This window comes from Ruegeria sp. CJ6, assembly GCF_056536665.1.
The window spans coordinates 123030-144552 of the sequence record NZ_JBQFQB010000007.1 but is presented as its reverse complement, the minus strand read 5'-3'; the positions used below and the strand labels follow the sequence as shown (position 1 = coordinate 144552).

General features: G+C 59.2%; 20 protein-coding genes. 4 read left to right on the top strand and 16 right to left on the bottom strand.

Features of this window, described 5'->3' with window-relative positions; translation table 11 throughout:
- From nosZ to ACR0BT_RS18580, 15 genes are all read right to left on the bottom strand, one after another.
- Positions 1 to 1908 carry a TAT-dependent nitrous-oxide reductase gene (gene nosZ, locus ACR0BT_RS18650; RefSeq protein WP_170466506.1) on the bottom strand — a complete coding sequence of 636 codons (1908 nt, stop codon included), beginning with the start codon at positions 1906 to 1908 and terminating at the stop codon, positions 1 to 3.
- A 15-nt stretch (positions 1909 to 1923) separates the two neighbouring features.
- Entirely contained in the window at positions 1924 to 4074 is a 2151-nt protein-coding gene (locus tag ACR0BT_RS18645) for a 4Fe-4S binding protein (protein ID WP_480763824.1), read from the bottom strand.
- Positions 4075 to 4091: 17 nt separating this feature from the next.
- Complete coding sequence (locus ACR0BT_RS18640) at positions 4092 to 4556, bottom strand: DUF2946 family protein (protein WP_170737087.1); 465 nt, start codon at positions 4554 to 4556, stop codon at positions 4092 to 4094.
- A 102-nt stretch (positions 4557 to 4658) separates the two neighbouring features.
- Positions 4659 to 4922, bottom strand: a complete 264-nt coding sequence (locus ACR0BT_RS18635) for a hypothetical protein (RefSeq protein ID WP_480763808.1) — start codon at positions 4920 to 4922, stop codon at positions 4659 to 4661.
- A complete protein-coding gene (locus ACR0BT_RS18630; RefSeq protein WP_170425514.1) occupies positions 4879 to 6432 on the bottom strand; it encodes a nitrite reductase in 1554 nt (517 codons plus the stop codon). The genes ACR0BT_RS18635 and ACR0BT_RS18630 overlap by 44 nt, the downstream gene beginning before the upstream one ends.
- The gene (gene nirJ / locus ACR0BT_RS18625; protein WP_480562906.1) at positions 6407 to 7621 is read right to left on the bottom strand and encodes a heme d1 biosynthesis radical SAM protein NirJ; all 1215 of its coding nucleotides are present in this window, start codon (positions 7619 to 7621) and stop codon (positions 6407 to 6409) included. Before nirJ ends, ACR0BT_RS18630 begins: the two co-directional genes overlap by 26 nt.
- 3 nt (positions 7622 to 7624) lie before the next feature.
- A complete protein-coding gene (gene ahbB / locus ACR0BT_RS18620; protein ID WP_170398124.1) occupies positions 7625 to 8107 on the bottom strand; it encodes a siroheme decarboxylase subunit beta in 483 nt (160 codons plus the stop codon).
- Positions 8104 to 8553 (bottom strand): Lrp/AsnC family transcriptional regulator, encoded by a 450-nt coding sequence (locus ACR0BT_RS18615; protein ID WP_170513576.1) that lies wholly within the window; start codon positions 8551 to 8553, stop codon positions 8104 to 8106. The genes ahbB (ACR0BT_RS18620) and ACR0BT_RS18615 overlap by 4 nt, the downstream gene beginning before the upstream one ends.
- Complete coding sequence (gene ahbB / locus ACR0BT_RS18610) at positions 8550 to 9539, bottom strand: siroheme decarboxylase subunit beta (protein WP_480763807.1); 990 nt, start codon at positions 9537 to 9539, stop codon at positions 8550 to 8552. The genes ACR0BT_RS18615 and ahbB (ACR0BT_RS18610) overlap by 4 nt, the downstream gene beginning before the upstream one ends.
- Position 9540: 1 nt before the next feature.
- Complete coding sequence (locus ACR0BT_RS18605; RefSeq protein ID WP_480763806.1) at positions 9541 to 10686, bottom strand: cytochrome D1 domain-containing protein; 1146 nt, start codon at positions 10684 to 10686, stop codon at positions 9541 to 9543.
- Positions 10683 to 10964: a c-type cytochrome gene (locus ACR0BT_RS18600; protein ID WP_170398540.1), complete on the bottom strand. Its 282-nt coding sequence runs from the start codon at positions 10962 to 10964 to the stop codon at positions 10683 to 10685. Before ACR0BT_RS18600 ends, ACR0BT_RS18605 begins: the two co-directional genes overlap by 4 nt.
- 82 nt (positions 10965 to 11046) lie before the next feature.
- Positions 11047 to 11808, bottom strand: coding sequence for a uroporphyrinogen-III C-methyltransferase (gene cobA / locus ACR0BT_RS18595; protein WP_480763804.1), 762 nt, complete (start codon positions 11806 to 11808; stop codon positions 11047 to 11049).
- A gap of 189 nt (positions 11809 to 11997) precedes the next feature.
- A complete protein-coding gene (locus ACR0BT_RS18590) occupies positions 11998 to 12399 on the bottom strand; it encodes a plastocyanin/azurin family copper-binding protein (protein ID WP_170398140.1) in 402 nt (133 codons plus the stop codon).
- Positions 12400 to 12453: 54 nt separating this feature from the next.
- A complete protein-coding gene (locus tag ACR0BT_RS18585; RefSeq protein ID WP_480763803.1) occupies positions 12454 to 14238 on the bottom strand; it encodes a NapC/NirT family cytochrome c in 1785 nt (594 codons plus the stop codon).
- Between the two features lie 125 nt (positions 14239 to 14363).
- Positions 14364 to 16040, bottom strand: a complete 1677-nt coding sequence (locus ACR0BT_RS18580) for a cytochrome D1 domain-containing protein (RefSeq protein WP_170398146.1) — start codon at positions 16038 to 16040, stop codon at positions 14364 to 14366.
- 242 nt (positions 16041 to 16282) lie between these two features.
- Between ACR0BT_RS18580 and ACR0BT_RS18575 the strand changes: the two genes are divergently transcribed.
- The gene (locus tag ACR0BT_RS18575; protein ID WP_480562910.1) at positions 16283 to 17473 is read left to right on the top strand and encodes an NnrS family protein; all 1191 of its coding nucleotides are present in this window, start codon (positions 16283 to 16285) and stop codon (positions 17471 to 17473) included.
- 15 nt (positions 17474 to 17488) lie between these two features.
- Here the strand turns inward: ACR0BT_RS18575 and ACR0BT_RS18570 are convergent, their stop codons facing one another.
- Entirely contained in the window at positions 17489 to 18601 is a 1113-nt protein-coding gene (locus ACR0BT_RS18570; protein ID WP_480763802.1) for a Hint domain-containing protein, read from the bottom strand.
- Between the two features lie 272 nt (positions 18602 to 18873).
- On the opposite strand from ACR0BT_RS18570, the gene ACR0BT_RS18565 reads away from it, so the two are divergent.
- Genes ACR0BT_RS18565 through ACR0BT_RS18555 form a run of 3 tightly spaced genes read left to right on the top strand, consistent with a single transcriptional unit; the run spans position 18874 to position 21522 of the window.
- Positions 18874 to 19323 (top strand): c-type cytochrome, encoded by a 450-nt coding sequence (locus ACR0BT_RS18565; protein WP_170398152.1) that lies wholly within the window; start codon positions 18874 to 18876, stop codon positions 19321 to 19323.
- A gap of 16 nt (positions 19324 to 19339) precedes the next feature.
- Entirely contained in the window at positions 19340 to 20707 is a 1368-nt protein-coding gene (locus ACR0BT_RS18560; protein ID WP_170398155.1) for a cbb3-type cytochrome c oxidase subunit I, read from the top strand.
- A gap of 5 nt (positions 20708 to 20712) precedes the next feature.
- Positions 20713 to 21522 carry a CbbQ/NirQ/NorQ/GpvN family protein gene (locus ACR0BT_RS18555; protein WP_170398158.1) on the top strand — a complete coding sequence of 270 codons (810 nt, stop codon included), beginning with the start codon at positions 20713 to 20715 and terminating at the stop codon, positions 21520 to 21522.
- Position 21523 lies beyond the last annotated feature (1 nt).

Below are 21523 nucleotides of genomic sequence, written 5' to 3'. Positions count from 1 at the left end.
TTATGCGCTCCGCGGCTCAACGAACATCCGGCCGCGCATCTCCATGTGCAGCGCGTGGCAGAACCACTGGCAATAGAACCAGTGCACGCCCGGACGGTCGGCAATGAAGGTGACCGAGGCGGTGGCCTGCGGCGCAACCTCCATCGCGATGCCGAAGTTCGACAGACACAACCCGTGGGTCACGTCATCCACGTCATCCAGGTTGGTGACATACAACGTTACCTCGTCACCCTGTTTGACGGTGAACTTCTCAAGGCTGAACACCGGCGCGGTCGAGGTCATGTAGACCCGCACCTTGTTGCCATCGCGGATCGGCTCCTCGGCGCCCTCTTCAAGGTCCACACCATCGGCGGCAGCCTGCTGGCGCGCTTCTTCCCACATCGGATCGTTGCGATCCCAGACATTGACCGGGTTCACCTTGGACCGGTGCACGAGGATCGAGTCATGCGGTTCCGCGAAGGTCGGGCCGTCATGGACCACCTTCATCTTATCACCCGAGATATCGATCAACTGCTCGTTTTCCGGCTTCAGTGGCCCGACGTTCAGGAAGCGGTCTTTCGAGAACTTGTTCATCGAAATCAGCCACTTGCCATCAGCCTCAGCCGTTTCGCCCATCGAGGTCGAATTGTGGCCCGGCTGATAATGCACATCCACTTTGTCTAGGATCGGATCAACATCCGCACCACCGTAGGCTTCGATGGCCTTGGCGATGTCCCACTTCACCACCTGGCTGTCCAGGAACAGGGTGGTGTAGGCGTTGCCTTTGCCATCAAACGCGGTGTGAAGCGGGCCAAGACCCAGCTGCGGTTCCGCCACGATGGCCGAGCGTGGATCGGCATTGTCGGCAAACAGCGCATCGACCTTTTCCACATCGATCACGGATACGGTCGGGGACAGCTTGCCGTTGATCATGATGTGTTTCTTGTCGGGTGCTGCGTTCACTCCGTGCGGCGAGTTCGGGATCGGGATATAGCGGGTCAGGTTGCCGCCCGCCTCTTTACGCCCGTCCACGACCTTGACGCCGTTCAGCTCCTGATAGTTGCCAGCAGCAATCGCGTCTTCGATGCCTTTCAGGTTGAACACGACCACGTGGTCCAGCTCATTCTCGGTCATCTCGGCCAGGTTCATACCCATTTCCGAGTTATACGAGGTCGAGAATGCGTATTTGCCCTGATAGTCGCAGTCAGTGTTGTCGAGGTTGCCCGACACCATCACCTGCCATGCGATCTCCATCGTATCACCATCAATGGCGGTGAAGATGTTCACATATTGCGACGGATCGTCGAGGATCTCACCATCATTGACCAGCGGGGCCTCGTGTTCGCCATTGGCGAAAATGTAACCGGTGCGCGGGTATTTCTGCGGACGCAGACCGTGGATGTCATGCGCGTTCGGGATTTCGATGATCTTGTCGCATTTCATCACGTCGCAGCGGATGCGCGCGACGCGCGTGTTGGCCTTGTCATTCATGAACAAATAGCGGCCATCATAGGTGCCATCGGTGAAGGACATGTGCGGGTGGTGCAGGTCGCCATTGTCGTAGGTGACTTTGCCATTGGCGGCCAGGTACTGCTTGGTCTCTGGCAGCAGCCCTTCGGTCAGGATCTTCAGCGACTCGTTGGTCTGGCCCCAGCCGGTGGCCGAGCAGCGGTTGAATACCGGAATGCGCATCAACTCGCGCATCGACGGCACGCCGAGGATACGCACCTCGCCGGTCTGACCCGAGGACCAGAAGCCGTAATATTCGTCCAACTCGCCGGGCTCCAGCGCGGCATTGGCGGCGGCGCTGGCCTCTTTCGCGGTCATCAGGGTGCTGCCCAGACCGGTTCCGGCCAACACGGCGCCGGTTGCAGATGCACCCAGCAGTCCGCGGCGTGTGACGTTCAGTTTCTTATCGTGTTCCGACATGATCGTTCCTCCTTTTTAGGAAACGGTTTGCGGTTTGGCGTTCGGATGGTTCGCCGGTGGTTGTCCGAGGGGGGTTTTCGGTTGAACCGACCCTGTCTTGGCCCGCCGTTTCAACTGGCGGATAACGACGGGACATTTGTCCTCGGACTGGTAGAGCACCTGACAATGCAGGCAGGTGACGCACTCGTTCGGATTGATCTCACCGGTTGGGTGGATCGCCTGAACGGGGCATTCGTTGGCGCAGGTCTGACAGGGGGTGCCGCAATCCTTGTAGCGGCGCAGCCAGTCGAACATGCGGATACGGGCAGGGATCGCCAGCGCACCACCCAAGGGGCAGAGATAGCGGCAATAGAACCGTTCGATGAACAGCCCGATCCCCAGCAGGGTCAGCGCAAAGACCACGAAGGGCCAGTCGCGCATGAATTTCAGAATGATCGCGGTCTTGAACGGCTCGACCTCGGCATAGGTTTCTGCCAGCGGGATCGAGACAAAACTGATCCCGAACAACACGAGGAAGATCATGTATTTCGCGGGCCAGAGCCGCTCATTCAGGCCCCAGGGCAGTGTCCACTGCGGCACCTTGAAGGCCCGCGCGATCTTGTTGGTCAGTTCCTGCAGCGCGCCGAACGGGCACAGCCAGCCGCAATAAGCACCCCGACCCCAGAACAGCAGCGCGGCAGCGACAGCGAACCATTGGATGAAGACCAACGGGTCCAGCAAGAAGGCATCCCAGGAGAAGCCGGTGCGCAAGCTGCCTGCCAGCGCCATCAGGTTCACCACGCTCAGCTGCGCATTGGCGTACCAGCCGATGAAGAACAGCGTCATGGTCAGGTATCCGATGCGGAACCAATAGAAGACGCGGGCGTTCATGGTGGCGTGGAACTGGAAGAAGAATGTCGCCGTCAGCACCAAAAGCATGACGCCCAGCACCCCGATCTCAACCGTGCGATCCTTCCAGATGCGTTTCCAAAGCGCGGCCTTGGCTGCTGCCTCCCCGGTGGCGTCATCGACGACTACAGGGGCCGTAACGGGCAGCAGATACTGCTCGGGCAGTTTGTAGCCCAGATCGAAGGTCAGAAAGGTCTTCTCAACCGCGCCCACAGCCCGCTGCGCCAACAGTTGCAGGCGGAAGGGCTCGGCCGGATCAAACTCGGCCTCAGCGGGGATCTTGAAGATGTCCAATTCCGTGAAGCTTGGGGCATCGGGTGCCGCAACCTTGCCCAACCGGCGCTGCTGCTTGTCGAAGAATCGCACCGAATTGTCGCCTTGGATCAACTGAATCCGGTCGAAAATCCCGCCCCGGACATAGCCCGAGCCCTTGAAGCTGTAGGCCCCACGCCCCAGCACCAGAATGGCCTGCTCGCCTTCGTCCAGCCAGTCGACCATGTTTTGATATTCGGCCTCACCCAGCAGCGACTTGCCGATCGACGGCACGGATACCAACGCCATATGCATATCAATATAGGTGTCATCTGGTTCGCCGGGTTCAGGGCGTTTGATGGCGCGCTGATCTCCGGTGGCTTCGAACGCAGCGTTGACCTGCCCGATATCCAGCGTTAGTCGCCGGACCGAGCCGTCGCCGGACAGGGTGGTCCAGTCGTATACCGCATCCTGCGCCAGATCGATTTCGCGTTTCGGCCCATCGGCCTGCAGCGGAGACAAACCGCCCAACCCCAGCGCCCGCGCCACCTTGATGCCGCCGCGCACAAGACTGTCATCAATCACCATGATCGTGACGGTGGCCCCCGAGATGATATCGAGGTCATGCCCCTCACCGCCGGTTTCAGCCTCAACCTTCAAGTCCAGACCGGCATAGCCTTCGGTCAGCTCAACCATGCGCGCGTTGGGGATGCCAATCAGAACGATGGGCTCCGAGTGTTTGACCAATTGCACACCGGTCAGCACCGCTTGATCATCGATGGCGGCGACCACATGGATCGGTTTGCCGGAATAGCCGGTGGTGCCAACGAAGTCAGAGGTTAGGAAGGCCCAAGCAACGGTCTCGCCGGCCTTCAGAACGGGTGCAACCGGAACGTCATCGCGGACCGGCCCAATGGCATCAGCACCGGGGGCCAGATCGGCGGGTTCAATCTCGGGCAGGAAGCTGGCGAGGCTGTCGGCATGGGCACTAATCGCCATCAGGCAGGACAGGGCAAGGGCCAGCATTATATGGATTGCGCGACTTACGACCACGGCGCACCTCCGATACTTAGGGTGGACGCCATGGACGCGCGCAGGGCGCGTTCAGCAGTTTCTTGGGTCGGGCGCGGAGGTCCCCGGGTTTCGGGCCACAGCTTATGCGACTTGTACAACATGGAAGATTTGCTGTTCTGAAGCTGTACAACACGGAAGTTTCCGATTTGCGGTATCTGCACCAGCTCGGGTGCGGGCGCTGCACTGGTGACAGCGCACAGCGCGCAATCGGCGCATTTTGGGCAGTACGCGGTCGGGTCTTCGGTGTCCTCCTCAAGATCAACTTCAACCCAGACCGCGCCGCCTTCCGAGCAGATCTCCATCCAGACACTTTCACCGGGACTCGCCAGCACCGGTCCAAAGGCCTGCAACAACAGAAGGAATATGCCTGCCAACCCACATGCCGCGCGAGTTGCGCGTACAGGGAGATTGTGCAGAGGGATCAGGGCAGGCATGGAGTCTCCGACTCGGAAAGCTATGCCTTTGGGGTATTGGATTCTACCGAGTCGCGACTTGACTTAGGTTAGGTGAAGCAAATTTCTGATTTTCTTTTCAAATCAATTGTCTGCCTCATCCATCAGGCCACGCACCCAGCGCCCTGCCAGCCATGAGGCGGGCACGCCCAAGGGGATGGACCATAAGATCGCAGGTACTGGTTCAATCGCACCAAACCCCGCGCTGTGCAGGATCAGCCCAGCCAGAAACAGGTTGATGGCCACGGTCAGAGCCGTGGCCGGATAAAGCAGGATGGCCAGCTTCCAGACCGGCCATTTGCCTTCAGTGGCTGGTGCCTTCCGAGAAGGTGATTTTGTTCCAGACATTGTACTTCCCAGACGGTTTGCGCATCGGCAGGCGGCGGACCTCTTCCAGCGTTTGCGCGTCATAGACGATCACCGCGCCGTCATCTTCCCAGATCGAAACCAGCGCGTGACTGCCATCCTTGGTGAATTCTACATGCGCCACGGTCTTACCCGGCGCGGGGCGCAAAGTTCTCACGATTTCAAGGCTTTGCTTGTCGATCACGTGCATGGCATCCTTGTTCGGGCCAAAGAACACATCGGCCCAGACGTAAGGCGAGTTCTCATGGCTGCGCATGAAAAATCCTGGCCCTTCGGTTTTGATCCGCTTGACGGTTTCCCATGTTCCCATGTCGATCACCGAGACCGTGCCATCGGTCAGATGCGGCGTAGCCATCACGGTGGTGTCGCCCTGCTGCCAGGTGATCCCCGAACCTAAGTGAGGCATCCCCGGCAGGTCCAGATCTGCGATCTTATGACCGATCACCAGATCAATCACCTGCCCGCCCTTGCCATCACGCGAGGCGCCCATAACGTATTCATAACTCTGATCGAAAAAGAAATCGTCCAGGTAATCAGGCGTGGTGATCTTGCGCACGGGGAACGGGTCAGGGTTCTTGAACTGCCCCTCGATGCGGAAATCGTGGCCAATACCGGATTGCGGCGGGTTGGCCCCGTAGAACACCTCCCAAATCTCGGGGACATCCTTCAGCGCCAGAACAAAGCTTTCGCGCGGCGGTGCCTGATAAACGGCGGAAACACGGCTGGGAACGCCCTTTTTGCTTTTGACTTCAATGACTTTCGCGACCGACAAGTCCTCTGTCGACAGCAGGGTCAGCGAGTTCGGTAAATAGTTCGCTACCGCCACCCATTTGCCGTCACCCGACATGGCGATGTTGCGGCTGTTTAACCCCGCGCGCACGCGGCCCACCTGTTTCAGCGCCCAGATATCATATTTCTGCACCCAGCCATCGCGCGACATGATGAAGACATAGCGCCCATCGGGGCTGAACTTCGGCCCACCATGCACGGCGAACGGGGTTTCGAACCGATCCAGAACCTCGAACGTATCGCCGTCCAGCACACTGACATGATGATCGCCTGTTTCCACCACCAGCGTGATGTTCATCGGGTCGCTGTCCCAGACAGGCGCGTCAACCGATACGTACTCATCATCCAGAGTCCGGCTGGCCATGATATCGGCCTCGCCCCATTCGGGATCGGTCTCCAGCGGAGATTTCAACCATCCCGCCAGTTCCTCGATCTGCAACGCGTCCAACTCGTGCGAAAACGCAGGCATCTGGGTGGCCGTACGCCCTTCGGCAATCACCGCCGCCACGCGTGGCCCACGCATCCGTTTCAACGTCTCGGGGATCAGCGCCGGACCGACTCCACCCAGACGGTTTTCACCATGGCATGAGGCACAGAATTCGGCATAATCCGAAGGTGCATCAGCCCAAGCTGCGCCGGTCAGCAGCAGCGAGCAGAATGTGCCGATTTTCAAGGTGTCAAAAGAATTGATGCGCCGGATCATGGCTTTTCCCTCGGAACGGCGTGACCTGCAAACGCTCGCCTGCGCCCTGCACGCCGATTTCTTCGTTTGATAGATAGCAGGCCGGGTCCTCGGCCCACGGGTCGCCGGTCAGTTGCAAGGCACGGATGCGGGTGTTGCCGCCGCAGACATCCTTTAACTGACAAGCCCCGCAACGCCCCTTCAAAGGACGCGGACGGGTACGCAGCATGGCGAGCATCGGGTCATCGCTGGTCCAGAGTTCCGAAAACGATTTGGTCTTCACATTGCCAACAGTGTAATCGGACCAATAGGTATCGGGATGCACGCGGCCGAGGTTGTCGATATTGGCCACGCCCAGCCCGCTCGAGTTCCCACCCCACGCCGCCAGATGCTCGCGCACATGGGCGGCTTTGTCGTCGTCGAAATGCGTCCGGACCCAGTTCAGGAAATACCCGGCATCGGCATCGTTATTGCCAGTCACGATATCCAGCGGACGACCGCCTGAGACGGCTTCCCACGCGCGTTCCAACAACAAATCCAAACCCTTACGGGTGCGCAAATGCTCGGCATCCTCGCCTCGGTTCTTGTCACCGCGCCCGGCATAGACGAGGTGAGACAGGTAGAACTTGTCGACACCCTCGTCGTCGCACAGTTGCAGCAGGTCAGGCAGGTGGTGCTGTGTGCCCTCGGTCAGGCAGAACCGCAGACCCACTTTGATGCCGCGCTTCTTACATTCGCGAACACCGCGCAGGGCGTCGGCAAAGGCGCCTTCGACGCCCCGGAACCAGTCATTTGTGGCCCCGATCCCGTCCAGCGAAATGCCGACATAGTTGAAGCCCACGTCGGCGATCATGTCGGCGGTTTCGTCGTAAATCCGCGTACCGTTGGTCGACAGTGCCAGCATCGGCACCAGATCGCGGGCGCGTTTGGCGATGTCGAAGAAATCGAACCGGTCCAGCGGTTCCCCACCCGAGAGGATCAGGGCCGGGACGCGGAATTGGCCCAGATCCTCAAGGGTTACCATGGCTTGCTCGTGACTGAGCTCACCGGGGAACGCGACATCTGCTGAAACGGTGTAACAGTGGCGGCATTTCAGATTGCAGCGCCGCGTCAGGTTCCAGATCACTACCGGCTTCACCGGGCCGGGACGGCGTCTGCGCACCGGTGTCGGTTTGACGAGCTGCTGCATGTATTCAGTCAGGCGGAACATGTCTCAGCCTTTCTTTTTCAACCGCAGCCCTGTCTTCTTCAGGATGCGCGTGGAATAAAGGATGTCCTTGGCCCGGCAGGCCTCGCCCAGAATGGCGGTGATCTCGGCGCGTTTTTCCTCGACCTCGTCCCGGTCAGAACCGTGGACCATGGCGAACAGGTTATATGGCCAATCGGGCAGGGCGCGGGGACGTTCGTAGCAGTGGGTGACAAAGGGCAGCGCCCCGATCTGAGTGCCCAATTCCGCAATCTGGCTGTCGTCTACATCCCAAACAGTCATCCCGTTTGCCGTCATCCCCAGCTTGTAGTGGTTCGGAGCGGCGGCGATGCGGCGGATAACACCATGGGATTTCAGCTCCGCCAGACGATACAAAAGGGCATCCTCGTCCAACCCAAGCTTTTCGGCAACGGCTGCGTAAGGCGCAGGCACAAGCGGCAGACCGCTTTGCAGCGCTTCGATAATCTCTCTGTCCTGAACGTCGATCATGCTGCCACCCGGAAGCCGATGAAAAATTCCTGTAGTTTGGGGAAACGGAGAACTTCGATCCCCGTTTCCCGTTCGATCGCATCAGCGGCGGCCTCGATCCCCTCAGGCGTTTCGGTGGCCAGCACGAACCACATGTTCAGCCGGTGCGTACGCTCATAATTATGGGCAACCTCGGCGTGCGCATTGACTTTGGTCAGGACGGTTTCGAATTCATCCTCTGGCACGGCCATGGCGCACAGGCAGAACGCTCCACCCATTGCAGCGGCGTCGAAAAACGGGCCGAAACGTGTGATGATCCGCTGCTCTTTCATTCGTGCGAGACGGGTTAGGAGTTCGTCTTCGGGAATCCCAAGTTCCTGAGCTACACTGGCAAAGGGATGCGCGGTCAGCGGCAGGTCATCCTGCATCCGGTTCAGGATTACGCGGTCGGTTGCGTCCATAGTCATGCTGCTGCCTCTTTCGGTTGGATCAACGCGCCGGTCTGTTTGAAACAACGGGTCGAGAACAGCACTTTGTTCCGTGCGCCTGCCAGTTCGGGCAGAGCGGCGGCTGCGGCCAGAACCTCCATCGCTTCGGGGCGCGAGCGTGCATGGATCATGGAATAGAGGCGATAGGGCCAGACATCCTTGACCGGGTTGCGCTCATAGCACAGTGTCACACCTGGATGCGCTGCCAGTGCCGGGCCAGCGCTGCTGACCTGCTCGGCTGGCATATCCCAAACTACCATTGCATTGGCGGACCAGCCCAAAGCGCGGTGGCGTACGATGACCCCCAGGCGAGAGATGATCCCGGCCCGGTGCAAGGCGGCTACGCGATCCATCACGTCGTCTGTGTCGCGGTCCAGGGTTCGGGCCAGCGCCGCATAAGGATCTGAGACCAGCGACAGGCCGGAACTGAGGGCCTGCAACAGGGGGCGGTCGCCTTCTCGCATTGCCGAACGATCCACTTTTCGCGGGCCAGGGGCATTGCGGGTCTCGCCCGACATACGAAAGCCCAGATCAATGTTGAACGGCCGAACCAGCCGCAAATCCAGAACCCGCAGCCCCGAGCGCTGCGAGATCCTTGCGAGGGTGTCGTTCACATGCGCCCGGTCCGGGCCAGTGGCCACAAACCAAAGGTTCCAGTCATCCTCGCGCTGGTAATTGTGGTTCACACCTGGTTCCGCATCGATCAGCGCCGCGACCTCTTCCAGCCGTTCTTCCGGAGCCGCCACAGCCGCCAGCGTACTGGCGGAAACCGCGCCGGGTGCGATAGTCGCACCAACCCGCGTTATGCGCCCGGTTTTGCGCATCCGGGCCAGACGGTCGAGCACCTCTGCCTCTTCCAGCCCAAGGGCGTCGGCCAGAACCTGAAACGGGCGCTCTACGATGGGAAAATCACGCTGGAAATCGTCCAAAAGACGGCGGTCGATCGGGTCGGTGATATGCTGCATGTCAAAGCCCCGTTCTGTGTGCACGTGCGGTGAAGAAAATGCCCGAGGGGCTGTCGGCGTCGATCTCGCGCAGTTTTTCAAACGTTTGCGTGTCGTAGACCATAACCTTGTTGGCGTCGCGCACGCTGATCCAGACCTCATGCCCTCGCGGAGTGAACTCCATATGCAGTACGGCAGGGCCGGGTTTGAATTCGTGAATGATCTCCTTGGTCACAGAATCAATAACCTGAATGGTGTCGTTCAGAGGGTGGGCAAAGTTCACCCAAACCTGCCGCCCGTCAGGACGCGCCATGGCAAAGACCGGCTGACCATGGGTCTGCGTACGTCCGGTTTCGGTCAAAGTGTCGGCGTCGATCCACAGAACCTCGTGATGGCCGACGGCGGGCAGCACAAATTCGCGCCCGGTCAGCGCCCAGCCTTCGAGGTGGGGCATCTTGTAGACCGGCATCTCCTCTTGCCCGCGCCCATAGTTGGGCAGCACGCGGATGGGTTCGGGCGTCTCGGCCCAAAGGTCCAGCGCGGTCAGGCCATCCTCGCCAAACAAGCCGGTGATATAGGTGCGGCCATTTGCGGTGATCAGCGCGTCATATGGGTTCTTGCCCATTTCGGGGATCTTGGTGATCGCGGGTGCGCCGTTGGAGAAATCAGCAATCCAGGTCTCGCCCGTGTCCCACATGGTAAAAACAAACCGGCGGCCGGGTGCATCGACCAATCCGATGGTTTTGCTGTCGGTAGGAATGTCCGCGACCATCTCTAGCGTGTCCGCATCGAAGACGCGCACACCGCCAGGTTCATAATTCGATACAGCGACCAGCTCGCCGTCATCCGAAATGGCACCGCCAATGGCGTTGCCCGCCTGCACGACCCGGTTCACGATCTGGCGGGTGACGATATCCACCTTAGTCAGGCCGCCGTCACGCCCAAAAACATAGGCAAAGCGTTCATCGGGTGAATAGACCAGCGAGGCATGGGACAGATCGCCCAACCCTTCGATCCGGGCCAGCGCGGCGCGGTCGGATTGGTCCACCAGTAGAACCGAGCCCTTGGCGCGTTCGATCACAAGTCCAAGGTCGCCCGTCGCGGTGGGTTCAGCCTGGGCGGTGGTCATGAGCAAAGTGGCGGCGAGGGTAAGGATGAGCTGTTTCATTGTGCCTCCTGTGCCAGCAGGTAGCGGGCGATCCATTCGGCCTCTTCTTCGCTGATCAAGGGCCGCCATGGGGGCATCGCGGTGTCGGGGATGCCGTCGAGGATTACGCCGGTCAGAACGTCCGCGTCGTAGTGCTCCAGAGTCTCGGATCTCAGATCAGGGCCGAGACCGCCTTTCAGCGACAGCCCGTGGCAAGAGCCGCAGTCCTGATGGACAAGACGCTTCAGTGCGTTGGGGTCAAGAGTGTCGGCGGCGAAGGCCGTGGTGGCAACAAGCACTGCGGAAGTGAGAACAGCACGTGCCGCCCATCCTTTGCGTCCTCTCACAGCCGGTTGCTGTGCCGGCCTTCTGGAACCGAACTTAGCCATGCGCCTGCTCCAAAAGGTCGGCCACAGGCCGTTCTGCGCAAAGTGAAACTACTTTGCCGATGATGAACAGCGTGGGCGCCTTTAGCCCGGCCTTGCGCACATCAGCGGCCAGCCGATCCAGCCGGGATACCATCCGGCGCTCATCAGGTGTGGTCGCTTTGCCAACCGCCAAAACCGGAGTTGAACCGGGTAGGTTCTCGGTCATCAGTCCCATGGCGATCTGACCGATATTGGCGACGCCCATATAGACGACCAAGGTCGAGTCCGGGTCGGCCAGACGTTTCCAATCCAGATCCAACACCTTGTCGGCCTGTCGGTGCCCGGTGACATATTGCACCGAGGTCGCCAGCCCGCGATGGGTCAGCGGCACGCCGGTGGAACAGGATGCCCCTTGGGCGGCGGTGATGCCCGGCGCGTATTCGACTGGGATGCCGTTTGCCATCAGGTGCGCGGCCTCTTCCGAGCCGCGTCCGAAGATCATCGGGTCACCCCCCTTGAGGCGCGCAACGGTGTGACCGGCGCTGGCTTCCTCGACGAGGATTTCGTTGATGCGATCCTGCGGCACGGTATGACACTTGGGGGTCTTCCCAACCGGGATCAGCCGTGCGCCATCAGCGTGCAGATTGAGGATATCGGCCGAGACCAGACGGTCATAGACCACCACGTCCGCCTCTTGCAGCATCCGCAGCGCGCGCAGGGTCATCAGTTCGGGGTCACCGGGGCCTGCGCCAATCAGAAAAACCTTACCGCTCATGTGCAAACTCGCTTGGTCTGAATGTCTTCGGAGCCCGGAATTCCTGCGCGATCAGGGGACGTTGCTGGGTGAGCCGGGCGTGTCATGCGGCCAGACTGGCGTAATCTGAAAGGAACCTCCTTGACTAAAGTTAAGGAGCGCGGGAATTGCCCCGTGCTCCTTTCGGCTTGCCTGTATGATTGCCTCGGCTCAGGGTTCGACGGTGATCATGCCGATCATGTTCTGTGTCTCCCAATGTGGGCCACACAGATAGTCCTGTGGACCCGGGGTGAGGAAGGTCAGGTCAACCGTCTCCTCAGGAAACAGACGGTCGCTTTCGGGCTCGCTGCCGTCTTTCAGCAGGACCGAGTGACTGGTGCGCTTATCGACATTCACCCAGCGCACGGTTGTGCCCGGTTTCACGGTTAGCTCGGCTGGGCAGAACGTGTATTTGTACATCAGTACCACATCGGCACCCTCAACGGCGGAGGAGGGCTGACCGAACAGCTCGACATAGCGCTCTTCGGCTTCGGCACACAGCGCGGCGGTGTCCTCTGCCCATGCGGGCGCGGCCAGAAGCAGCAGCGCAGGGAGAAGGTGTTGGGGTTTCATTGTCCAAGTCTCCTCTTTTAAGCGGAAGGGGCCGGATTGCCCGGCCCCTCTTCCTTATTGTTTGACGACGTTGATGAAGGCATTGTCGTCGTCCAATGCCAGGCTGGTATCCAGCGTCACGTGGTGGAACCGTGCGGCGGCAAAGTCATCGTGGATGGCAAAGCCCACCGTATAGGTCTGACCGGCCTCCAGCGGCACGTCACCAGCTGCGCCCGAGTTCAATGGGCGCGTGAAGACCACGGTCCACATACCTGCATCAAGGCTGGCCGAGGCGGCGATCTCACCGTCATTGACCACGCGCTGTTCCAGCAGATAGCCGTTGGTGGCGCTGCCGTCCGCGTAGACGCGCATCAGATCCAGATAGGTGCCATCGGCCAGATACTGCTCGATCTGATCGGCGGCCTGCAGCTTGTCCCAGCCACCCAGCGCCTTACCGCGGCGGCCTTTGATCTCGACCTCGGTGCGGCTTTCGCTGATGTATTTGGTCACAGTGTCCTGCGTGCTCAGCCGACCCGAGACATCGCCATTTGCGGCAATCGCCTCGGCACCCGGGTCAAAGGGCATGTAGCTGTTGTCTGCATGGCACGAGGCCCAGCAGCCGACCTGATCGCCCAGCTCAATCCCAGTGCCGGTGATCATCATGGCCACCTTGATCTGGTTGTCCGGGTCCATCTTGCCGCCATCGACAAAGGGGGCGGGGTTGTGGCCCGCATCCGGCCATTGCAGACGGATATAGAGGGTCTCATCATCATGCGCGGCTTGAACGGTGGCGTCTATCACGCCGCGTTTGCCCGGGATCGGGGTTGGTTCCAGATCCCCACCGGCCACGATCTTGTTGCCGATCGCGTCTAGTTCGGCAGCGTGACAGGTGGTGCACTTGTCTCCGCCCTTGGTCAAAGGACGTGCTCCGCCGTGGGATCTGCCGTTCTGAACCCATTCAAACGAGGCCTGACCGGGATAGAACAGTTTCATATCTGCACCGGGGACAGCGGCCCAATCGATATTTGTGCCAACATCGCTGCCGCCATCTGCCGGGGCTGCGGCATCTTCGCCAGAAGCTTTGGCACGCTCTTCCGCGACGGCTGCGTCAACCGCTGCTGCGATCTGGGCCTGTACGGCCTCTTGCTGGGCTACACGCGCGGCTTTCTCAGCCTCGGCATCGGCAGCTTCCTTGGCTTCGATGCGTTCGAGACTTGCCAGGTATTCGGCCGGGATTTCGCGAATGAAATCTGGGTTCGGCGCTTCAAGCTTTTCCAGATACTCTTCGTCGGCCCGGTCGCGGGCGTCCGAGTGCGCAATCCCCTTGTGGCAGTCAATACAGGTCTGACCAACGGTCATCGCGTTCAGGTGCTGCTGACGGGCGCGGGGTTTCTGGAACTCGGGCATCATCGACTCGAAGTCATGGCAGTTGCGGCACTCGCGCGAGTCCGTGGATTTCATCCGCTCCCATTCATTCATAGCCAGATGCACGCGCTTGGCTTCGAATTTCTCGCGCGTGTTTATCGTGCCGACCACCTTGCCATACAGTTCTTTGGACGCCTTGATCTTACGGATGATCTTGTGAGTCCAATCCTTGGGCACGTGACAGTCGGAACAGACCGCGCCTACGCCCGAACGGTTCACGTCGTGGATTGTGCCGGTGTATTCTTCGTAAACGAAATCTCGCATCTCGTGGCACGAGACGCAGAATTCCTTGGTGTTGGTAGCTTCCATAGCGGTGTTGAACCCGCCCCAGAAGATGATGCCGGCGGCAAAGGCCGCAGCGATCCCGGCCACGGGCATTCCCCACAGGAAATACCGGCGCCAGATTGGTTTTTTCTTTTCCGGTTCGGAGGTCATATCCGGTCTCCGTTTTGGCTTCTTTTTCTGGCCCTGGATGTCAGGCCTGTGGATTTGGCTGATGAGTCAAACGAGGAAAGGGCGGGCGAGGGGCCCGCCCTTTCCGGTGCTGAGTACAAAACCCGTCAGGTGACGTGGTTCGAACGGTTGTAGACGTTGAACTTGCCGGTGGGTGCAAACAGTCCCTTCACGCGGCCGATCTCTTCCAGCGTCTTGGCGTCGAAGATCACGATCTCGCCATTTGGCTCTTTCGAGGTCGAGCGGTTCCACTTGGACACCCAGACCTCGGATCCGTCTTGGTTGAACTCGAAGTGGACGGCGACGTTGCCTTCCTCTTCTGTGATCTGGATCGTTTTCACGATCTCACCGGTTGCCTTGTCGATGACCTGCACCGATTGCTGGATCTCAGGCTCGGGGTGCTTGGTCTGGTCGGCCCAGATGTAGTCCGAGTTCGGATGGGTCCGGATGAACAGACCGGGTCCGTCGGTTTCCACCTCATAGCAGACCTTCCAGGCATCGTCCGGGCGGCCTTCGGGGTCGTTGCCCCAAACGGTAACCGTGCCTTCGCCCAAGTGGGTCGTACCGGCAACAGGACCGCAATTCGGGTCATCCCAGTTGGCGCCCGGGCCGGGGTGCGGCAGCGGCGCGGTATCGATCATAGCTTCCAGCTTGTGAGTCTCGGTATCGACCACGACCATCTTGTTCGACGCGTTTGCGGCGATCTGGAAATAACGGCCGGTCGGATCAAAGAACCCGTCATGCAGGAACTTTGCGCTGTCGATCTTGTCGATCCGCAGGTTGTCCAGATCGGAGTAGTCCACCTGCCAAAGCTGACCGAGCTCCTTGACGGCCACGATCCATGTGGGCTCGTTCGGGGTGGTGTAGATGGCGGCCACGCGGGCCTCTTCCACATAATCCCCGTCCACGTTGTAACCCCGGGTCGAGACAACCTTTTTCGGCTCCATGGTTTCGGCGTCGACGATGGCGAAATGAGGGGGCCAATAGGCGCCACCGATGACGTATTTACCGTCACCCGATACCGCCACGTCGCGCGCGTCATAACCAATGGTAACCTCGGCAACCAGCATGTTCTCGGGGTTCTGCCACAGGTCGATCTTGGTCATCTTCCCGTCGCGGCCCATGGTGTACCAGAAGCGGCCCGGATTTTCGGGTTCTTCCAGTTTATGGTGCTCGGACGCTTTCAGGACGTGCACGGCGTAACCGGTCGGGATATGCGCCAGCACCTCTTTGGTGTCGCCGTCGATCACGGCCACTTTGCCCACGTCACGTTCGATGACGACAAAGAAGTTTTCCCAGTTGCGGCCATGCAGCGGCTCGGTCGGGTAATCTTCGGGTTCGACATAGACCTTGCGGGTCGCCATCATCTGTTCAAGCGACATTTCCGGCGGTTGGGGCGGCTCCATCTGGATGTAGGTCGCCATATCGCGGATTTCTTCTTCGGACATCACGTCCGAGAAGTTGTTCATCCCGCCTTCGGTGCCCCATGCGATGATTTTTTCCAGTCGCTCCTGCCCCAGTTTCAGGGTGCCAGACTCGGTTACGGTACCATCGTCATTCTTCGTTTCAACCAGAGGCTCAAGGCTTTTGCCGGTTGCCCCTTTGCGCAACACACCGTGACAACCGGCGCAGCGCTCAAAGTAAAGTTGTTTTGATGATTCAAAGGCTTCCTTGCTCAGGGTTGGCTCTTCGGCAAAGACTGGCGCAGCGACGCTGCCCAGCAACATTGCCAAACCGACCCCTAAGGCGCGGCCAGTTCTGTTGTAGCTGATTCCAAGTGACATGATCACTCTCCATTTGCTGGTGAGGCAGGTCCTAGGGTGAAACATCACGCGTTTGTCATCCTTGACGAAAGTCAACGGAGCGCGCGCAAATTGGAAATTGACGGGCTATAATGAGCCATAAAACAAAGGGAAAACCTGAGTTTCAGGGACATGTTTTTCGGATGCTTGATTTCGGTTAAGTCCATCACTGGTCGGCCTTGCTAAACCTGTTCCAACAGCCATTGAGGCCGAGGAGAACAGGCATGTCGGCAGTGATCGCGCGCGTATTGGGCGAGGGGTTTCGCATCTTTTTCCTGTCCGCCGGACTTTTTGGTCTGTTCGCGGGAGGCGCGTGGGGTTTTTGGTTGATGACGCAGACCGGGTTGGTCGGATACGAAGACCCAACCTATTCCATGAGTCCCCCAATGTGGCACGCGCATGAGATGATCTTTGGCTATGCCACAGCAGCTCTGGGCGGGTTCTTTCTGACGGCTGTTCCCAACTGGACCGGGACCCCAGAGGCGCGCGCCAGGTTCATCATGCTGGCCGCAGGTCTCTGGTTGGCCGGGCGGGTAGCGATGTGGTTCTCCGGTGCGCTGCCGCCGGTTCTGGTCGCTGTGTTCGATCTGGTCTTTGTTCCAATTCTGGCGGCAAAGATTGCTACTCAGCTGATCCGACGCCCCAAACCGCAGAACATGGTATTCCTTTTGCTGCTCAGTGCGATCTGGATTGCCAACTTGTTAACCCATTTAGAGTGGATCGGTGTGACCAGCGATACGCTGGACATCGGATTGCGGGCGGGGTTGCTGACGCTCTGTAGCCTAATCGCGATACTTGGCGGGCGCATTACGCCAGCTTTCACCCGAAATGCGATGAAACGCGCGGGAGAGCCCGAATCCAACTGGCCTATTTCGGTAGGAACGTTTGATAAAGCCGCTATGGGGCTTGCACTGTCACTGCCGCTGAGCGTGCTCGTCTTTGGAATCGGACCTGTATCAGGCGCTATCGCGCTGATGCTTGGCGTTGCTCAGATCCTGCGCATGGCACGTTGGCGCGCACGCTGGGCACTGCGGCAGCCGATCCTGATCGCGTTGCATCTGGGGCTGGGCATGCTGGCGCTGGGCCTGATCCTGTGGGGGCTGGCAGTGCAGGGGTTCGGCAGCGAGATCGGGGCGCTGCATGTTCTGGGCATTGGCTGCGTCGGCGGCATGACCCTTGCCGTGATGAGTCGGGCCGCCCTTGGCCATAGTGGCCGCGCCCTCGTGGCCCCGCCGCCCATGGCGATCGCTTACGGTTTGATGGCGGCAGCCGCAGTTTTGCGCTGGGTCGGGTCGGCGTTTGACCAGGGATATCTGGTTGCGATGCTGGCCTCAGATGGGCTGTGGATCTGCGCCATCGTCTTGTATCTGGTTGCGATGTGGCCCGCGTTGACCGGGCCACGTCTAGCGGCCTGAGCAACGGTTTTTAGATCAAGAAGGTCGGAGCAACGCCCTGTCATTCTTAATATGTCGTTGCAGCAAAGTATGGATTTGTCTTCCGCGTTTTGGAATCTGGCGGGCTGCGATTGGTTGATGGTCTGGCAAAGCTAACTCTGGGAAGAGCGCAACAATTTCGGCCAGCGCCTCGGGCTGTATTCCTTTCAAGGCTTGCTTGCCTGTGAATAGGCTTTCTGACGGCGCGCCTTCCGCCAGCACGATCTCATGCCGGTCGAACAGAATATGGAAATACACCACGCCCTGAGCTGTCTCGTCGACGGTTATGCCGGGTATGCCGACCAGCTTATGGGCTGGGACCAGAACCTCTTCGCTGTCGAACATGCGAACGGCGATACTCGAACGGATCAACATGCGATGCTGCGGTGAGACCAACAGATCACGTCGCGGCAGGTTGCTTCCCAGGCTGCCCGCTGTGATTCGGATCGGGCGCAGCTTGGGATTGAGCGCAAATTCAGACCTATCCAGAGCGCGCGCGCCGATCCAGCGAATTGGTTGTGGCCCATGATCCAAGGTGACAACCATGTCACCAGCGGAAAGCGTTTCTATCGCGACATCACCATCAGGTGTCGCGATAAGCGTTCCGGCTGAGAAACAAGGAACATCAACGATGGAACCGGGGTCAGTCGTGTCCGGTGCGTTGCTCGGTGTAACGTTGACGACGCTCATCGAATACGTCACCCCGGGATCTAGGGGCTCAGAGGTTATGTAGCCAGCGTTGGTTCCTTCAACCTCGACAAGGTACACAGTGATTGTCCCACCGCCGGGATTCGTCAGAATGTAGGATTCTTCCAGATAGATGTCGCCGCTCAGAAACGTTGTCGAACCATCAAGGTTTGTTACCGTTCCGGTCTGTGTATCGTCGTCGCCATTTTCGTTGTTGAATCTGTCGCCATTGAAAACATCCCCGGTATCGGGAACTGGCGGGCCAAACCCATTTCGAATGAAACCACCGGCCTCGTCCTCAACATTGAATACCCTTCGGTCCGTCGCGGGGTCATAGCTTGCGTCCAGGGTGATCGTATCAGGCCCAATTGTATTCACCGTAATGACGCCGGGTGCGTACCCGATGTATGAGTAGTTCGCCATTCTTTAACCACCACGCTTCAGGTGCCATCTAAGCACCTCTATTCACCGATAAATCGAGAACGCTCGCTTCAACTTTTCGAACGTCCGGAAACATGCTGTTCTAAGTACTATTTTTCAAGGCAATCTGAGGGCATTTTAGTGATACTGACGCAATTATGACCACAGGTGTCCAATTCCGCGCTTACTTTGGCATGCTTGACTTTCGTTAAGGCAGCCCTGCGACCCACCCGCCATTGTCATCAGACTAGCTAATCTGCGCAAAGGAGAGCGCAATGCGAGAAGTCATGACAAAGAGCATGGCTCGCAACATATTCTATGGCGGGTCACTGTTCTTCATCCTCATCTTCCTGGCCCTGTCGGCCCACTCGCACTGGTACATCGTCAACTCCGAGAATTCGGCGAAGCTTGATGACAGTGTGGTTCGGGGCAAACATGTCTGGGAAAAACATGCCTGCATCAACTGTCACACGATCCTGGGCGAGGGCGCCTACTACGCGCCGGAAGTCGGGAATGTGATGACCCGCTGGGGTGTGCTGGACGACCCGGAATCGGCCTTTGAAGCGCTCAAGGGCTGGATGGAGGCGCAACCGACCGGCATTCCCGGTCGTCGGCAGATGCCCAATTTCAACCTCAGCGACGAAGAGATCCGCGATCTGACCAACTTCTTGATCTGGACGGACAACATCGATGCGCAGGGCTGGCCGCCCAACGAGGCAGGCTGAGAAAGGGAACGGAGCAATGAAATACGAATCCCAAAAAATCGCCTACGCCTACTTCGCAGTAGCGATGGCCCTGTTCGCGGTACAGGTAATCGGCGGCCTGCTGGCCGGTTTCATCTATGTATTCCCGAACTTCCTGAGTGAGCTTCTGCCGTTCAATATCGTACGGATGCTGCACACCAACTCTCTGATCGTCTGGCTGCTGCTGGGCTTCTTCGGTGCGGCCTACTTCCTGATCCCCGAAGAGACCGAGCGCGAGATCCATTCGACCAAGCTGGCCTATCTGCAGTTGATTATTCTTGTGGTTGGCACGCTGGGCGTGGTCGTGACCTATGTCTTCAACCTGTTCGAAGGCAACTGGCTGCTGGGCAAAGAGGGGCGCGAGTTCCTTGAACAACCCAAATGGGTCAAGGCGGGCATCGTCGTGGCCGCGCTGATGTTCCTTTACAACGTGTCACTGACCGTTCTGAAGGGCAAGAAGACGGCGATTTCGAGCATCCTTGTTCTGGGCCTCTGGGGTCTGGCGCTGCTGTTCCTGTTTGCTTTCTACAACCCGGGCAACCTGTCCTTGGACAAGCAATACTGGTGGTATGTCGTCCACCTATGGGTCGAAGGCGTATGGGAGCTGATTATGGCCTCGATCCTGGCCTACCTGATGCTGAAGCTTACGGGCGTTGACCGTGAGGTGGTCGAGAAATGGCTCTATGTCATCGTCGCCGCCGCGCTGTTCTCGGGCATCCTTGGGACAGGTCACCACTACTATTGGATCGGTACACCCGGCTATTGGCAGTGGATCGGTTCGATCTTCTCAAGCCTCGAGGTGATCCCGTTCTTCGCGATGATGGCCTTTGCCTTCGTCATGGTCTGGAAGGGCCGTCGTGACCACCCTAACAAGGCTGCTCTGCTGTGGTCACTGGGCTGTGCAACGCTTGCCTTCTTCGGTGCCGGTGTCTGGGGCTTCCTGCACACGCTGCACGGGGTGAACTACTATACCCATGGCACGCAGATCACCGCAGCCCACGGTCACTTGGCCTTCTACGGTGCTTATGTCTGCCTCAACCTGGCGATCTTCAGCTATGCAATGCCGATCCTCAAGAATCGCGATCCCTACAATCAGGTTCTGAACATGGGCTCGTTCTGGCTTATGACCAGCGGCATGGTCTTCATGACCTTCGTCCTGACCTTCGGTGGTACCGTGCAGACTCACATGCAACGTGTGGTCGGTGACTACTTCATGGACGTGCAGGACCAGATCGCGATCTTCTACTGGATGCGTCTTGGCTCTGGTGTGGTTGTGGTGCTTGGTGCGCTGCTGTTCATCTACTCGATCTGGGTGCCCCGGAAAGAGGTGATTGAACCCGGTGCCTCTGAAACCCCTGCGGAGTAATGGATATGGATGGCTCCATGAAACTGAATGAGGGGGCGGCGAACGCCCCCTTCTACCTCGCCCAAAGCGATGAATGCGATGTGTTCACCGCCGCCTACAACAACGACCTGCCGGTTTTGCTGAAAGGTCCAACAGGTTGCGGTAAGACCCGCTTTGTGGCCCATATGGCCGCCAAGCTTGGTCGCCCGCTTTATACCGTGGCCTGCCACGATGACCTCGCCGCCGCCGACCTGATCGGTCGCTACCTGTTGAAGGGCGGCGAAACCGTCTGGGTTGATGGCCCTCTGACTCGTGCGGTGCGCGAAGGCGCGATCTGCTACCTTGATGAGGTGGTCGAAGCCCGCAAGGACGTCACCGTTGTGCTGCACCCGCTGACCGATGACCGGCGCATCCTGCCGATCGACCGCACCGGTGAAGAGCTTGAGGCCGCGCCCGGCTTCATGCTGGTGGCCTCGTACAACCCCGGATACCAGAATATCCTGAAAACCCTGAAACCCTCGACCAGGCAGCGGTTCATCTCGCTGGAATTCGACTTTCCTTCGCCCGAGATGGAGGCCGAAGTCGTCGCGCAAGAAAGTGGTCTGCCGCTTGAACGCTGTAAACCGCTGGTACGCCTTGCAGGTAAGTTGCGCGGGCTTAAGGGTCAGGACCTTGAGGAAGGCGTGTCCACCCGTCTGGTCGTTTATGCCGCGACGCTGATCGCACAGGGCATGTCCACCGACCGCGCCATCCTCGCCGCAATGATCGAACCTCTGACTGATGATGAGGATATCAAACGCGGGCTCCTCGATCTTGTCACGGCTGTCTTTGGGTGAG

Bases quoted from the DNA above. Each gene is read 5' to 3' on its own strand.
- nosZ (WP_170466506.1), bottom strand. From the start codon at position 1,908: ATGTCGGAACACGATAAGAAACTGAACGTCACACGCCGCGGACTGCTG.
- ACR0BT_RS18645 (WP_480763824.1), bottom strand. From the start codon at position 4,074: ATGCTGGCCCTTGCCCTGTCCTGCCTGATGGCGATTAGTGCCCATGCC.
- ACR0BT_RS18640 (WP_170737087.1), bottom strand. From the start codon at position 4,556: ATGCCTGCCCTGATCCCTCTGCACAATCTCCCTGTACGCGCAACTCGC.
- ACR0BT_RS18635 (WP_480763808.1), bottom strand. From the start codon at position 4,922: ATGTCTGGAACAAAATCACCTTCTCGGAAGGCACCAGCCACTGAAGGC.
- ACR0BT_RS18630 (WP_170425514.1), bottom strand. From the start codon at position 6,432: ATGATCCGGCGCATCAATTCTTTTGACACCTTGAAAATCGGCACATTC.
- nirJ (WP_480562906.1), bottom strand. From the start codon at position 7,621: ATGTTCCGCCTGACTGAATACATGCAGCAGCTCGTCAAACCGACACCG.
- ahbB (WP_170398124.1), bottom strand. From the start codon at position 8,107: ATGATCGACGTTCAGGACAGAGAGATTATCGAAGCGCTGCAAAGCGGT.
- ACR0BT_RS18615 (WP_170513576.1), bottom strand. From the start codon at position 8,553: ATGACTATGGACGCAACCGACCGCGTAATCCTGAACCGGATGCAGGAT.
- ahbB (WP_480763807.1), bottom strand. From the start codon at position 9,539: ATGCAGCATATCACCGACCCGATCGACCGCCGTCTTTTGGACGATTTC.
- ACR0BT_RS18605 (WP_480763806.1), bottom strand. From the start codon at position 10,686: ATGAAACAGCTCATCCTTACCCTCGCCGCCACTTTGCTCATGACCACC.
- cobA (WP_480763804.1), bottom strand. From the start codon at position 11,808: ATGAGCGGTAAGGTTTTTCTGATTGGCGCAGGCCCCGGTGACCCCGAA.
- ACR0BT_RS18590 (WP_170398140.1), bottom strand. From the start codon at position 12,399: ATGAAACCCCAACACCTTCTCCCTGCGCTGCTGCTTCTGGCCGCGCCC.
- ACR0BT_RS18585 (WP_480763803.1), bottom strand. From the start codon at position 14,238: ATGACCTCCGAACCGGAAAAGAAAAAACCAATCTGGCGCCGGTATTTC.
- ACR0BT_RS18580 (WP_170398146.1), bottom strand. From the start codon at position 16,040: ATGTCACTTGGAATCAGCTACAACAGAACTGGCCGCGCCTTAGGGGTC.
- ACR0BT_RS18575 (WP_480562910.1), top strand. From the start codon at position 16,283: ATGTCGGCAGTGATCGCGCGCGTATTGGGCGAGGGGTTTCGCATCTTT.
- ACR0BT_RS18570 (WP_480763802.1), bottom strand. From the start codon at position 18,601: ATGGCGAACTACTCATACATCGGGTACGCACCCGGCGTCATTACGGTG.
- ACR0BT_RS18565 (WP_170398152.1), top strand. From the start codon at position 18,874: ATGCGAGAAGTCATGACAAAGAGCATGGCTCGCAACATATTCTATGGC.
- ACR0BT_RS18560 (WP_170398155.1), top strand. From the start codon at position 19,340: ATGAAATACGAATCCCAAAAAATCGCCTACGCCTACTTCGCAGTAGCG.
- ACR0BT_RS18555 (WP_170398158.1), top strand. From the start codon at position 20,713: ATGGATGGCTCCATGAAACTGAATGAGGGGGCGGCGAACGCCCCCTTC.